Consider the following 14,000-nt stretch of genomic DNA (forward strand, 5'->3'; position numbering starts at 1 on the left):
CCAAAGTCGCACTTAGGGCGACCGAATTTTTCGGTCGCACCGCGTGAATGCAGGATGTTCATGTGCTCGTCCATCCGAATACCGGCCAGGCGTTCGGCTCTCCCGTCGCGCCCGGTAGCGGTTGGCCGGGCGACCCGGCCACTCCGCAGACCCCGGTGGCCGCTGACGCCGCGCAGGTTTCGGCGCTGGCGGCCCGGGCCGCTTCGATACCGGAGCTCGATGCGGTGGTCAGCGTGTGCCGTGCCTGCCCGCGGCTGGTCAGTTGGCGGGAAGACGTCGCCGTCATCAAGCGCCGAGCCTTCGCCGACCAGCCCTATTGGGGGCGGCCGGTGCCGGGGTGGGGATCCGAGCGCCCGCGGGTGTTGATCGTCGGGTTGGCGCCCGCCGCGCACGGCGCCAACCGGACCGGCCGCATGTTCACCGGCGACAGGTCCGGGGACCAGCTTTACGCGGCGCTGTACCGCGCTGGGCTGGTGAACTCACCGATCAGCGTCGATGCCGCAGACGGCCTGCAGGCCAACGCAATTCGAATCGCCGCACCGGTCCGATGCGCGCCTCCGGCCAACGCGCCCACCACCGCGGAACGGGACGCCTGCTGGCCGTGGCTGGATGCCGAATGGCGATTGGTGTCCGACCATGTGCGCGTCGTCGTCGCCCTGGGCGGGTTCGCCTGGCAGATCGCGCTGCGGCTGCCCGGTGTCGCCGGAATGCGCAAACCGCGGTTCGGGCATGGCGCCGTCGCGACGCTGCCGTCTGGCGTGCGTCTGCTCGGTTGCTACCACCCCAGCCAGCAAAACATGTTCACCGGTAGGTTGACTCCGGTAATGCTCGACGACGTCTTCGCCCACGCGAAGAGGCTGGCAGGAATCAAGTGACCGATATTCTGGTGTCCGGCGCCAGCGTGGCCGGTACGACCGCGGCGTATTGGCTGACGCACCATGGCTATTCGGTCACCGTCGCGGAACGCCACCCCGGGCTGCGGCCGGGCGGGCAGGCCATCGACGTGCGGGGCCCGGCGCTCAGCGTGCTCGAACGCATGGCGCTACGGGCCGCCGCCGATCACCGCCGCACCCGCATCAGGGGCGCATCCGTGGTCGACCGCGACGGCAACGAGCTATCCCAGGACACCGAATCGACGCCGACCGGCGGGCTCATCGCCAACCCCGACATCGAACTGCTGCGCGACGATCTTGTCGAATTGCTTTACGAGGCAACACAACTGAACACCGAGTATGTGTTCGACGACAGCATCGTCGCGTTGGAGGACGACGGCGCCTCGGTCGCGGTGACGTTCGACCGGGCCGCCGCGCGCAGCTTCGACCTGGTGATCGGCGCCGACGGTTTGCACTCCAACGTGCGCCGATTGGCCTTCGGCCCGGAGGAGCAATTCATCGAGCGGCTGGGCACCCACGCGGCGATCTTCACCGTGCCCAACTTCTTGGACCTCGACTACTGGCAGCGGTGGCATTACGGGGAGTCCACCATGGTCGGCGTCTACAGCGCGCGCGACAACTCCGAGGCGCGGGCCATGGTCGGCTTCATGGAGCCCGACCTGCGGATCGACTACCGCGACACCGAGGCCCAGCTAGCCGAGTTGGAACGACGGATGGCCGACGACGGCTGGGTGCGGCCGCAGCTGCTGGAGTACATGCGGAGCGCGCCGGACTTCTACTTCGACGAGATGGCGCAGATCAAGATGGACCGCTGGTCGAAGGGCAGGGTGGCCCTCGTCGGCGACGCCGGGTATTGCTGTTCGCCGTTGTCGGGCCAGGGCACCAGCGTCGCGCTGCTGGGCGCCTACGTCCTGGCCGGTGAGCTCGCCGCGGCGGGTGAGGACTACGAGCTCGGCTTCTCCAACTACCACAAGGAGTTTCACGACTACGTCAAGCGCAACCAGTGGCTGGTGATCGACAACATCCCCGGCGGTGCGCCGATCCCGCAGGATGTCTTCGACAACATCGTGAACTCGCTCACCCTCAAAAACTACTGAGCGTGCGACGCCAACGATCTCCGCGTTGAGTGTGCGCTGAAGGCGTTGAGTGTGCGCCGGGAACGTTCGCCGGCCCGCATGCGTTGACGCGATCGTGCGGCTTTCCGTCCTTGACCTCGTCCCGGTGCGCACCGACCAGACGACCTCCGATGCGCTGGCGGCCACCGTGGCATTGGCGCAGGCAGCCGATCGTCTGGGTTTCACCCGCTACTGGGTCGCCGAACACCACAACATGCCGTCGGTGGGCGCCACCAGCCCGCCGGTCTTGATCGCCTACCTGGCGGCGCAGACCTCGCAGGTCCGGCTCGGGTCGGGTGGTGTGATGCTGCCCAACCACGCGCCGCTGGCGGTGGCCGAGCAGTTCGCGCTGCTCGAAGCGGCCGCTCCGGGTCGGATCGACTTGGGCATCGGCAGGGCGCCGGGGTCCGACCCCGTGACGTCGTATGCCCTGCGCGGCGGCCGTGGCGAGGAAGATATCGAGCGCTTCCCCGAATACCTCGACGACGTGGCGGCACTGATGAGCGCGCGCGGTGTGCGGGTGCCACTCCGTTCCGGGGACTACACCTTGAAGGCCACCCCGGCCGCCGCGACCGAACCCCGATTGTGGCTGCTGGGATCGTCGATGTATTCGGCGCATCTGGCCGCCGCCAAGGGACTGCCGTACGTTTTCGCCCATCACTTCTCGGGCAAGGGAACCGAAGAGGCGCTCGAGCTCTACCGCTCCCGCTTCAGGCCCAGCGACGTCGCGGCGGAACCGGTGACATTTCTGACGGTCAATGCCGCGGTGGCCGAAACACGCGACGAGGCAACGGCGTTGATGCTGCCCAACCTGCAGATGATGGCGAAGCTACGGACCGGGCAACCGCTTGGGCCGGTGCCCTTGGTCGAGGAAGCTCAAGTCGCGGAGCTGACACCGCAGCAGCAGCGCATCGTGGAAAGCGGCCTGCAACGCGCCGTTCTCGGTGCGCCCGCGGAGGCTGCAGAACAGGTGCGGGCGCTTGCCGAACGGTTCGGCGTCGACGAAGTGATGGTCAACCCGGTCGCCTCGGCCCGCCGCGGCACCGAGCCCGCCACCGCGCCGGCGCGCGTGGCGACCCTGGAATTGCTGGCGAAGGAGCTCTTCTAGCCGATCAGTCGCTCACTCCCGCTTCGGATTTCGAACCCGAACCGGGTGCGTGGCTGGCAATCCAACGCTGCAATTCGGGTGCGGGCAATGGCGGGCTGTGGACGAAGCCCTGCGTGATCGTGCAGCCGTATCGTCGCAGCGCGCTCAGCGTGATCTCGTCTTCGACTCCCTCGGCGACCAGATCGGCTCCGAGGCTGCGAGCCAGCGCCACCGTGGAGCGCACGATGGCGACCGATCGCGGGTCTTGGGCCAGCCGCGCCACGAATATCCGGTCGAGTTTCAGCTCGTCGACCGAGACGTCCTGCAGGCGTGCCAGCGACGACCACCCGGTGCCGTAGTCGTCGATCGAGATGCGGACGCCCAGGCGTTGCAACTCGGCGACGGTGTTTCGGGATCGCACGGAATCGACGAGGGCACTCTCGGTGATCTCGATGATGAGGGCGTCGGGAGGCAGGCCGTAGGTCTGCAGCAGCCGTTCGATGGTGCCGACCAGGTCGAGGTCGAGCAGATTCGTCGTCGAGAGATTGACGGCGACCGCCAGCGTGAGGCCCTGAACGCGCCAGCAGTGGATCTGTTCGAGGGCGCGGTTGAGCGTGCGGTTGGCCACCTTTCGCATCAGCCCGGCGCGGTCCGCAGCGGGCAGGAATTCCTCGGGTAACAGCAATCCGCGGGTGGGATGGTTCCAACGCAGCAGCGCCTCGACGCTGTGCACGCTGCCGTCGCGCGCGTTGATCTTCGGCTGGTAATACAGCGTCAGTTCGTCGCCCTCGAACAGCGCCGCGCGTAGTTCGTCGATCAGGTTGGGGTCGTTGTCGCGATACAGCTCGAACGCCGGCTCGTACACCGCGATCTTGCTGTGGGCGGTTTTGGCCTGCGGGATGGCCGCTTCGGCGCGGTTCAGCAGCTCCTGTGGGTGGTCGCAGTGGTCCGGGTAGAGCGCAATCGCGATGCAGGCGTCGACTTGCACGGTCATCGGGTCCAGCGCGAACGGCTCGATCAACGCCTCGAGCAAGCGACCCGCCTGTGCGCGAACGGCAATGACGTCGGGCCCGTCGCCCAGCAGGATCGCGAACTCGTCTTCACCGGTGCGCGCAACCACATCCTCACGGCGGACGCTGTTCGCAATTCGATTCGCTATGCGGCACAACAGTTCATCGCCGAAGTGGCGGCCGATCGAGTCGGTGATTTTGTGCAACTCACAGAGCTTCACTATCAGAAGCGCTTGACGAGAGGAGGTCCGCACACCGTGCGAGAGTGCCGGCGAGACTTCCGGCGAAGGACCCGCGCGCACGGAGTCGGCCAGCGCGGTGAGTGCCGTCGCCAGGGAACGCCGGTTGGGCAGCGCGGTCAATTCGTCGGTCATGGCGAGCTTGTGGCTTTCGGCCTGCATGCTGACATCCCGGAAGGTCACCGAGAATCGCGCGGTGACCGCGATCAGGCTCAGTGCGGCGAGGGTCGTGGCCAGCCGTGAGTGCTGACTCAAGACGACGACTCCCAGCGCCGCGACCGTGCACGCGACCGGCATGGCGTAGTAGCCAAGTCCGCGCCTCGGTAGCGGCACGACTGACGACCTGGGTGTCCAACTCGCCGTCGCCACCAGTAGCGACGCGGCGGGCCAGAGGGCGTCGAGCGCGCTGCCGACTCGGTAGGTGCCCTCGGAGGTCTGGAACAGGTATGCGGTGTCGGCAACAGCGAAACCGACGAAGCCCAAAACGAGTAGGCCCCAACGCAATCCGTTGCGCCACCCGAGTATCGGCAGCATCCCGGCGACCAGGGCCAGCAGCACCAGATCGCCGCACGGATAGATCAGCCCCATCAGCACGGTCGCCGGGGCCCGGGTCGCGGCCGCGTGGATGGGTCCCGTCCACAGCGCCACGGCCACCGCGGCCGTGGCCAGCCCGCACACCAGCGCGTCGAGCCGGATCGGGATCGGCACCCGCGTCAGGCGCGCCCGCATGACTACCACGAGGCCGGCATAAACCAACGGGTAAAACAGCACGTACTCCGGATCGGCCACCGAGGGTGACTGACCGTCCGGCACGCGTAAGTCGTAGACGACGTCACCCAGCGCCGAAACCGCCATGCCGGCCGCGATCAGGGCCCAACCCAAACGGTCGGCCGGCACGCGATACGCGCGAGAGGCAATCACCGCCGCCGCCAACAGGTTCAACGCCGCGTAGGCAGATTTGGAGAAAACGTTGTGACCGGCATTCGGGTCGAGGATGCTCGTCGCAGCGAAAGCGACCACACCAATCAGCAACAGCACCAAGGCAATTCGTACCGGCGTCGGGGGCCACCGAATGCCGTCGACCGTGCCGTGCGATTGGTCCGGTGCCGCCGCCCTGACTTCGGCGATCGGCTCGGCCGCGGGCTCCCTCTCATGGTGCACGGCCGTGGCTAGCCGATCTTCGCTAGCCCGATCTTGGCTGGCCGCCATCAGTGGGTCACCGAACTGCTGGAACCCATGGGACAAGGGCAGATCGGGCACGAAGCTTCGGATACGTTGGCCGCCTTCGCGTTTGGCGGCATACATCGCCAAGTCGGCGTGCCGGATGAGCTGGTCCACCGTGCAATTGGAGTCGGCGGTGGCCATCGTGAAGCCGATGCTCGGCCGGACCGCCACCGGCACACCTTCGATCACGATCGGTGCGGTGAAGGCCTGCAGAACCCGGTGCGCCGCCTCCTGCAATTCTTCGACGGAACCCTCGATGAGCACGGCGAATTCGTCACCACCCAGGCGCGCGACGGTGCCCTTTTCCCCGAGCGCGGCGGTAAGCCGATCGGCGACACGTATCAGCAGTTCGTCGCCGGCCGGGTGGCCCAGGGCGTCGTTGACCAACTTGAAGTTGTCGAGATCGAGACACAGCACCGCGATGGGTGTCGCGTCCGGAAGTCGTTGGGCGACGGCTTGTTCCAATCGGCGCAGGAATTGAGTCCGATTGGCCAAACCGGTCAGGCTGTCACGAAACGCTTCCCGCGCGACTTCGGACAACAATCTCTGGTTTTCGAGGAGCACCACGAATTGCCGGACCAACACGCCGGCGACGAGGATTCCGAGGGCGGCGAGCAGCGGCCCGTGCGCCATCTGGCCCAGCGCGTGGCCCAGCCCCACCGCGGCTGCCAGCAGCAGCGGCAGGTAGGGCAACCAGAGCAAGGCGCGCAACGGTGTCTGATTAGGCGGCGACACCACGGGTGACTCGTGGACGCTGGCCAGGCCGGCCAGCGCGATCATGCCGAAGCCGGCCACCCGCCCCAGATCGGACAGATCGCCCAAGTGATAGCTGCCCACCCCGGTCTGGAAAACCATCGCGATGTCGGCGATGGCGATCGTCCCGATCCCGCCGCCCAGCAGGCTCCGGCTCGGGGGTTCGCCGGGACGGGCCCGTGACAGCATCAGGATCGCCGTCGACAGGATGACGACGTCGGCGAAGACCTCCACCAGCGTGGCCAGCCGTGAGCCGGTGTCCTCGCGCAGCTGTTTGTCGAGGACGAATACCCACGAGATGACGAACAGCGAGGTCGCCACGATCAGACCGTCCAGCACGAGGCGGCGCGGACTGTGGCGAGACAGTTTGGACAACAGGACCAATGACGCCAGTGCCCCGATGGGATACACGGTGAACACGGCCTCGGCCGCGGCGGGGTGAGTCGCGTGCTCGATCACCGGGCGCACCTCATACACCGACCAGAGGACCTCACCGATCGCCCAGCCCACCAGGGCCGTCACCAGTGCCAGCCAGCCGAATCGGCGGCGCCGCTCCGTCGAGCAACGAGCCGCATAGCCGGCGCATGCCGCCGCCGCCACCAGACACAGCGCGAACACGGCTTCGTCGACCGGCCGGGTCGCATACGCGCCCCGCCATTCCCAGATCGACGAGGCCACGACCAGAAGCCCTGCGACGCCGTAGCCCCCGGCGACGAGCCAACCGATGTGCGCGGGCAGGCCGATGCGCCGCCAGGGATTTCCCGTCCAGCGTGTCATCGCCGCTCCAGCCGATCCGCGCTCTGCGGTGAACGCATCCCGGCTTCACCGCGCTAGGGCAGAATAAACCGCCCGACGGGGTTTGCTGATGCTTTTCCGCAGCTCGTGCAGTTTTTACGCGGGCGTCAACGCGATGACCGGGATCGGCCGCGACGTCCGGCTCTGGTAGCCGCTGTACCGGTTGGCGTTGTTCTTGTTGACGAGCTCCCACACCCTCGGATAGTCGGCGTCGTCAGGGGCGATCGTGCGCGAGGTGACCGGGAATCGCCTGGACCCGACGTTGATTTCGGCATTCGGCTGCTTCCGCAGGTTGTGGTACCAGCCGGGGTACTTGTCGTTGCCGCCGGCGGACGCGACGACCAGATACGAGTCGCCGTCCTTGGCGTAGGTCAGCGTGCTGCTCCGCGGCTGACGGGTCTTCGCGCCCACGGTGTGCAACAGCAGGCTGGGCGGCATTCCCGGTATCCGGTGTCCGATGCGGCCGTCGGTCTTCCGGTAGACGGTGTCGTGGATGCGCAGGAACGGGACGAGTACCAGGCGCTCCATCAGTGTCAGATTGTCCATCGGCTCAGTCTGACTGACTCGCGTCGATCCGGGCGAGGGCCTCCCGCAGAATCCGGCCGGTGCCTTCCCGGTCCGGGTCGCGGCGCAGCAGCATCCCCTTGGCGACCGAAAGCTTGTCGCCGTTGCGCCGGGGCAGCACGTGCAGATGAATGTGGCGCACAGTCTGAAAAGCGGCGGGGCCGTCGTTGATCCCGATGTTCGTCGCGTCGGCCAACTCGGTCGCGCGGGCCGCGCGTGCGATTCGTTGGCCGATGGTGATCATCTCGGCCAGCGTCTGAGGCGGGGTGTCGGTGACATCGACGGTGTGGCGCTTGGGAAGCACCAGGGTGTGTCCGCGGGTGAAGGGGCGGATGTCGAGGATCGCCAGATACTCCTCGTCTTCGTAGATCCGGATGGCCGGTGCGTCCCCGGCGACGACGGCACAGAACACGCAGGACATGTCGCCTACGGTACTGGCTGGCTCATTCGGGGCGATACGCTGCCGCAGTGGACGCTCGCGAGGTGGCCTTTGCCGGCGCGGCCGAACAGGCCCGGATGCTGGCCGACGGTGAACTGACCGCCCCGGAGCTGCTCGAGCTTTACCTGGAACGGATTGCGCGGCTGGACAGCGAGCTGCGCTGCTACCGCGTGGTGCTCTCGGACACTGCGCGTCACGAGGCGGCCATGGTGCAGGACCGCCTCGACACGGGCGAGCGGTTGCCGTTGCTCGGGGTGCCGATCGCGATCAAGGACGACGTCGACGTCGCCGGCGAGGTGACCACCTTCGGCAGCGGGGGACACCGTCCCGCGGTGACGTCCGACGGGGAGGTGGTGCGCAGGCTACGCGCCGCCGGTGCGGTGGTCATCGGCAAGACCAATGTGCCCGAGCTGATGATGTTTCCCTACACGGAGTCGTTGACGTTCGGCGCGACCCGCAACCCGTGGAACCTGACGCGCACGCCTGGTGGCAGCAGCGGCGGCAGTGCGGCGGCGGTGGCCGCCGGGCTGGCGCCGCTCGCGCTGGGATCCGACGGCGGTGGCTCCATCCGGATCCCGGCGACCTGGTGTGGGCTGTTCGGGCTGAAGCCGCAACGCGATCGGATCTCGCTGGAGCCGCATGACGACGCCTGGTACGGCCTGAGCGTCAACGGCCCGATCGCCCGGTCGGTCATGGACGCCGCCTTGTTCCTCGACGCGACGACGACGGTGCCCGGTCCCGAAGGGGAGTTCGTGGCCGCGGCCGCTCGTCATCCCGGCAAACTGCGAATCGCGTTGAGCACCAAGGTTCCAACGCCGTTTCCTGCCAGGGTGGGCAAGCAACAGCTCGCGGCGGTGGACGAGGCCGGTGCGCTGCTTCGCGACCTGGGCCACGAGGTCATCACGCGCGACCCCGAATATCCACCCACGCTCTACACGAACTATCTGCCCCGCTATCTCCGCGGCATTTGCGACGACGCGGACGCGCTGGCCCACCCGGAACGCCTCGAAGCGCGCACCCGAAATCTGGCGCGGGCGGGATCGTTCTTCTCCGATCGGCGGATGGCTGCGCTGCGCGCAGCGGAGGCGTCGCTGAGCAACCGCGTCCAGTCGATCTTCGATGATGTCGACGTCGTCGTCACGCCGGGCAACGCGACGGGCCCGTCGCGGATCGGCGCTTATCAACGCCGCGGCGCCACCTGGACGCTGCTGGCGGCGGGGCAGCGCGTTCCTTATCAACAGGTCTGGAACCTGACCGGCCAGCCGGCCGCGGCGGTCCCGTGGGACCTCGACGGCGAGGGGCTGCCGTTGGCGATACAACTGGTCGGCCGGCCCTACGACGAAGCGACGCTGTTGTCGCTGTCCGCTCAGATAGAGGCGGCGAGACCGTGGGCCCATCGGCGCCCGCCGCTGTCGTGACAGTGCTGGCTCTCACGCCGAAATCACCCGCCAGGCCGCGAGCTTGTCGCCGGGGCGCACGGCATGAGCCGGGCTGGTCGACGGCAGCCGTTCGTAGTGGATCCCTTCGACCGGAGGGACCAGCCTGCGATACAGGTCGGCCGACTTGGCTCCGTTGAAGTAAACCCGCGCGATGGCCGGGTAGTTGGCGAAGAGCTCGGCAAAGTTGTTGGCCACCAAGCTTTTAGGATCGATCGCCGAGTCCGCGCTGCCGACCCGACGGCACTGGTGCAGCACATCCCAGAGCGCGACACCGTGTGATCGCAGCGCGACCAGCCGCGAGTCATACGGCGCGGCCGCGTCGACCCCGAAAAGCTCACTGATGATTGGCCAGAACGCATTTCGCGGGTTCGCGTAATACTGGCCCGCGGCCAGCGATTGGACACTCGGAAACGACCCCAGGACCAGCACTGAGGCGCGCTCGTCGACAACCGGCGGGAACCCCTGGAGTAGTGGTGCGCTCATCACCGCACATCATCACTCACGTCATCACTCACCTCGTCGCGCGTCGGCGTTGTACTTTGGCCACGTGGACGACCACGTGGACGAGGATCTGCTCGAGGGGCTCGAGGGCACCGCGCGCGCCGAGCGCGCGGAGCTCGTGGAATGGCTGCTCGAACAGGGCATCACCGCCGAAGAAATTCGGACGGCCCACCCGCCGCTGCTGCTGGCCAGCCGCCGCCTGATCGGCGACGACGGCACGTACGTGTCCACCCGGGAGATCAGCGAGACCTACGGCATCGACCTGGATCTGCTCCAGCGAGTGCAGCGTGCCATCGGTCTGGCCCGGGTCGACGACCCCGATGCGGCCGTGCACATGCGCGCCGACGGCGAAGCCGCCGCGTTGACCCAGCGATTCCTCGAACTCGGCCTGGATCCCGACAAACTCGTGCTCGTGGTCCGGGTGCTCGCCGAAGGCCTGTCGCGCACCGCCGAGGTCATGCGCTTCACCGCACTCTCGGCGATCATGCGGCCAGGAGCCACCGAGCTGGAAATCGCCAAGGCCTCCAAGGCGTTGGTCGGCCGGATCGCGCCCCTGCTCGGACCGCTCGTCGAGAACATGCTGTTCATGCAGCTGCGCCACACGATGGAAACCGAGGCGGTCAACGCCGCGGAGCGGGCCGCCGGCAAGCCGCTGCCCGGCGCGCGCCAGGTCACCGTCGCATTCGCCGACCTCGTCGGGTTCACCCGGCTCGGCGAGGCGATTCCGGCCGAAGACCTGGGCCAGCTCGCCAGCCGGCTGGGCTACCTCGCCCGCGACGTGACCACACCGCCGGTGCGGTTCATCAAGTCGATCGGCGACGCGGTGATGTTCGTCTGCCCCGAACCGGCGCCATTGCTCGATGTCGTGGTGAAGCTGGTCGAAACCGTCGACACCGACAACGACTTTCCCCGGTTGCGGGCCGGAGTGGCCTCCGGGATGGCGGTCAGCCGGGCCGGGGACTGGTTCGGCAGTCCGGTCAACGTGGCCAGCCGCGTCACGGGTGTGGCGCGACCGGGCACGGTGCTGGTCGCCGATTCGGTCTGGGAGGCCATCGCCGATGCCGGTGATTTCCAGGGGTCGTTCGCGGGGGCGCGCCGCCTCAAGGGCATCAAGAACGAAGTCAAACTCTTCCGGATTCGCCGGGGCGGACAAGTCTCCGACACGTAGGGGCAGGCCCGGGCGACTCTTGGGGGGCGTCTGACTTTACGTCCTACGCGGCCGGTTTCTTTCCCCTACTTCCGGCACTTCGAGATGGTCGCTTCCGGGCCTGCTTCGCTCCCAAAAATACGCCCCCCGCCGCTGCATATCAACGGTTTTCCCGCGCCGGGACGCGATCGTTCGCGCGGCGGACAGCGCGTTGCGTCGGTGCTACTCGCCGCCTTCGCCGGCGTGCGCGACCTCGGCCCCGGTTCGCTCCGGGTGAACACGGTTCCCTTACTGGTGTAAGCATGTAATTATGTAATTATGAAATCACATCACACCGGCGGGCGGCGCTACGGCCGCCCCGGGGGCTGGCACCAAGCCCAGCAACCGGATGCCAGCGGCGCCGCGGAATGGTTCGCCGGACGCATACCCGAAAGCTGGTTCGACGGCGATCCCACCGTCATCGTCGACCGCGAAGAGATCACCGTCATCGGCAAGCTGGCCGAACCCGAGGGCGATGAGAGTGAGGCCCGCGCCGAAGGCCGGGTGTCGCGGTTCCGGGAGGAGACGCGCTCCGAGCGGATGAACATCGCCGACGAAGCGCAGGATCGCTACGGGCGCAAGGTTTCCTGGGGCGTCGAGGTCGGCTCCAAGACCGGCACGGAGCGAATTCTGTTCACGCACATCGCTGTTCCCGTGATGACGCGTTTGAAGCAGCCAGAACGCCAGGTGCTCGACACCTTGGTCGACGCCGGCGTCGCCCGGTCCCGTGCCGACGCATTGGCCTGGGCGGTCAAGCTGGTCGGTGAGCACACCGAGGAGTGGCTCGCCAAGTTGCGCGACGCGATGTCGGCGGTCGATGATCTGCGCGCGGAGGGGCCGGACCTGTAATCGACCAAGCCGTATGACTTTTCGTTAAGACTACTCGGTCTCGATTTTGCCGACGATCTTGTCGGTGATCTGGCCGCCCTGATCGGTGATGTGATAGCCGCACGCGTTGACGTCGACGATCACATTGTTCGCCTGGCTCATCGCGCGCTCGCACTCCCAGCCGTCGGCGCCTTCTTGGGTATCCAGCACCGTCATTTTCGGTGGGCTGCCGTTGATTTGGGCGAACGTCCACCGATACGTCTTGCCCTTGTTCGTCACGGTCACCGTCTTGCCGGCGCAGCCTTTCCACTTGCCGGCGGCGGTCTGCATGAACGACTTGGCTTTATCGGCCGACGGAAAGCGAATTACGGCCTGGTTGACCCAATGGTCGTAGTTATCCCCCGGCTCCGACGACACCAGTCCGCTCACCCCGGTATAGCCGCTGCCCGCGTACACCGGATCCTGGCTGGTGTAGAGCGCGCCCTGGCAGTCCGGCGACGACAGCGTCACCGACGAGGTATCCATGGACTGAATGGGTTTGCCGGGCTCCATGGTCGACGAGCCCATGATGGAGTTGATGTCCGACGGGCCCAACAGGAGCGCGCTGAGGCGGTCGGCCGGTATCGGGTCCGGCGGCGGTGGCGCCGGTTTGGGCCGGATCATCAGCCAGATACCCACGCCGGCGACGGCGACGACGAGCACAACCGCGACCGCGGCGATGATGGGCCAGGGGTTGCGTTTGGGTTTGGGTGGTTGGTTCCAGGGTTGTTGGGGCGGGGGTGTGCCCCAGTTGGGGCCGGCGGCTTGGTAAAACGACGCGGCGGCCGGCTGGGCGGCCGCGGGCACCGGCCCACTTGGGGGTCCCCAGGCCTGCCCGGGTTGCGCGGCGCCCGTCGGACCCGAAGGGGGCCCGCCCGCGCCGGCGTATCGCGGGGGCGCGTCTTGCGCCGGCGGGCTCGGGGATGCCGCGGCTGGTGACGGTGCGCCGGGCAGGGTGGCTTCTTGGCTGCGGCGCAGGATGTTGTCGGCGTGGTCTTGGTCGGGGTCGGAGAGGGCTTCGTGGGCGGCCAGGGCCAGATCGCCGGCGCTGGCGAAGCGGTCCTCGGGTTTTTTGGCCATGCCGCGTGCGATCACGCCGTCGAGGGCCTTGGGGATGCCCGAGCGTGCCGTGCTGGGCTGGGGGATGGGCTGCATCAGATGCGCGGTGACCAACGTGGAGGCACTGTCGGCCCGATACGGCGGGGAACCGGTCAAGCACTCATAGAGCACACACGCCAGCGCATAGATGTCGGCGCGATAGGTGACCTCATCGTTGGAAAACCGTTCCGGCGCCATGTATTTCCACGTGCCCACCGCCGTGCCCAACTGGGTCAGCTTCTCATCGGTGGTGGCACTGGCGATACCGAAATCGACCAGATAAGCGAAATCATCGCGGGTGACCAAAATGTTGGGCGGCTTGACGTCTCGATGCATCACCCCGGCCGCATGAGCGGCATCGAGCGCCGAGGCGATCTGGGCGATAATGGCCACCGCCCGCGGCGGGGTCAACGGACCAAACCGCTTGAGCACACTATCGAGATCGGTGCCCTCGATCAGGCGCATCTCCATGAACATCTGTCCATCGATCTCGCCGTAATCATGAATGGGCACCACATGGGGTTCCTGCAAACGCCCGGCAATACGGGCCTCGCGCTTCATCCGCTCACGAAACACCGGATCGCGGCTAAAGGTGTCCGACATCAACTTCACGGCCACCGTCCACTCCTTGACGGTGTGCTCGGCCTCATACACCTCACCCATGCCACCACGGCCCAACAGCCGCTTGAGGTGATAAGGACCAAACATCGACCCCACCCGCGAGGCCTGACCGTCACTCATCCCAGATCCTCCAAACCAACCCCAGACCCGCCGACCATACCGCCCCGTA

Annotated in this window: 11 protein-coding genes; 6 read left to right on the plus strand and 5 right to left on the minus strand. The window is 67.2% G+C overall.

The genetic code is table 11. The features are described 5' to 3' along the window. Positions 1-47: 47 nt before the first annotated feature. The 3 genes from A5745_RS18975 to A5745_RS18985 all read left to right on the plus strand — a co-directional run bounded on the left by A5745_RS18975 (position 48) and on the right by A5745_RS18985 (position 3,116). Positions 48-875, plus strand: coding sequence for a uracil-DNA glycosylase (locus tag A5745_RS18975; protein ID WP_076063974.1), 828 nt, complete (start codon positions 48-50; stop codon positions 873-875). Then, positions 872-1,990, plus strand: coding sequence for an FAD-binding protein (locus A5745_RS18980; RefSeq protein WP_076118063.1), 1,119 nt, complete (start codon positions 872-874; stop codon positions 1,988-1,990). Before A5745_RS18975 ends, A5745_RS18980 begins: the two co-directional genes overlap by 4 nt. Positions 1,991-2,084: 94 nt before the next feature. Continuing rightward, on the plus strand, positions 2,085-3,116 hold the full coding sequence (locus tag A5745_RS18985; RefSeq protein WP_076118315.1) for an LLM class flavin-dependent oxidoreductase: 1,032 nt from the start codon (positions 2,085-2,087) through the stop codon (positions 3,114-3,116). Between the two features lie 4 nt (positions 3,117-3,120). Here the strand turns inward: A5745_RS18985 and A5745_RS18990 are convergent, their stop codons facing one another. From A5745_RS18990 to A5745_RS19000, 3 genes are all read right to left on the minus strand, one after another. Beyond that, on the minus strand, positions 3,121-7,098 hold the full coding sequence (locus A5745_RS18990) for a diguanylate cyclase domain-containing protein (RefSeq protein ID WP_083662989.1): 3,978 nt from the start codon (positions 7,096-7,098) through the stop codon (positions 3,121-3,123). 114 nt (positions 7,099-7,212) lie between these two features. Continuing rightward, entirely contained in the window at positions 7,213-7,662 is a 450-nt protein-coding gene (locus A5745_RS18995) for a nitroreductase family deazaflavin-dependent oxidoreductase (protein WP_076118065.1), read from the minus strand. Positions 7,663-7,666: 4 nt separating this feature from the next. Next, positions 7,667-8,101 carry an HIT family protein gene (locus A5745_RS19000; protein ID WP_076063966.1) on the minus strand — a complete coding sequence of 145 codons (435 nt, stop codon included), beginning with the start codon at positions 8,099-8,101 and terminating at the stop codon, positions 7,667-7,669. Between the two features lie 47 nt (positions 8,102-8,148). On the opposite strand from A5745_RS19000, the gene A5745_RS19005 reads away from it, so the two are divergent. Continuing rightward, entirely contained in the window at positions 8,149-9,537 is a 1,389-nt protein-coding gene (locus tag A5745_RS19005) for an amidase (protein WP_076118067.1), read from the plus strand. Between the two features lie 12 nt (positions 9,538-9,549). On the opposite strand, the gene A5745_RS19010 is transcribed toward A5745_RS19005, so the two are convergent. Next, complete coding sequence (locus A5745_RS19010) at positions 9,550-10,041, minus strand: DNA-deoxyinosine glycosylase (RefSeq protein ID WP_076118068.1); 492 nt, start codon at positions 10,039-10,041, stop codon at positions 9,550-9,552. A 49-nt stretch (positions 10,042-10,090) separates the two neighbouring features. On the opposite strand from A5745_RS19010, the gene A5745_RS19015 reads away from it, so the two are divergent. Both A5745_RS19015 and A5745_RS19020 read left to right on the plus strand, forming a co-directional pair. Continuing rightward, entirely contained in the window at positions 10,091-11,227 is a 1,137-nt protein-coding gene (locus A5745_RS19015) for an adenylate/guanylate cyclase domain-containing protein (protein ID WP_076118069.1), read from the plus strand. 297 nt (positions 11,228-11,524) lie between these two features. Next, the gene (locus A5745_RS19020; RefSeq protein WP_076118071.1) at positions 11,525-12,094 is read left to right on the plus strand and encodes a hypothetical protein; all 570 of its coding nucleotides are present in this window, start codon (positions 11,525-11,527) and stop codon (positions 12,092-12,094) included. 30 nt (positions 12,095-12,124) lie between these two features. Here A5745_RS19020 and A5745_RS19025 read toward each other — a convergent pair whose 3' ends face one another. Next, the gene (locus A5745_RS19025; RefSeq protein ID WP_076118073.1) at positions 12,125-13,951 is read right to left on the minus strand and encodes a serine/threonine-protein kinase PknH/PknJ; all 1,827 of its coding nucleotides are present in this window, start codon (positions 13,949-13,951) and stop codon (positions 12,125-12,127) included. Between the last annotated feature and the right edge of the window lie 49 nt (positions 13,952-14,000).

It is taken from the genome of Mycobacterium sp. IS-2888, assembly GCF_001954215.1.
GTDB lineage: Bacteria > Actinomycetota > Actinomycetes > Mycobacteriales > Mycobacteriaceae > Mycobacterium.

Excerpts from the sequence above, each read along its gene's own strand:
- A5745_RS18975 (WP_076063974.1), top strand. The coding sequence starts at position 48 with ATGCAGGATGTTCATGTGCTCGTCCATCCGAATACCGGCCAGGCGTTC.
- A5745_RS18990 (WP_083662989.1), bottom strand. The coding sequence starts at position 7,098 with ATGACACGCTGGACGGGAAATCCCTGGCGGCGCATCGGCCTGCCCGCG.
- A5745_RS18995 (WP_076118065.1), bottom strand. The coding sequence starts at position 7,662 with ATGGACAATCTGACACTGATGGAGCGCCTGGTACTCGTCCCGTTCCTG.
- A5745_RS19000 (WP_076063966.1), bottom strand. The coding sequence starts at position 8,101 with ATGTCCTGCGTGTTCTGTGCCGTCGTCGCCGGGGACGCACCGGCCATC.
- A5745_RS19010 (WP_076118068.1), bottom strand. The coding sequence starts at position 10,041 with ATGAGCGCACCACTACTCCAGGGGTTCCCGCCGGTTGTCGACGAGCGC.
- A5745_RS19020 (WP_076118071.1), top strand. The coding sequence starts at position 11,525 with ATGAAATCACATCACACCGGCGGGCGGCGCTACGGCCGCCCCGGGGGC.
- A5745_RS19025 (WP_076118073.1), bottom strand. The coding sequence starts at position 13,951 with ATGAGTGACGGTCAGGCCTCGCGGGTGGGGTCGATGTTTGGTCCTTAT.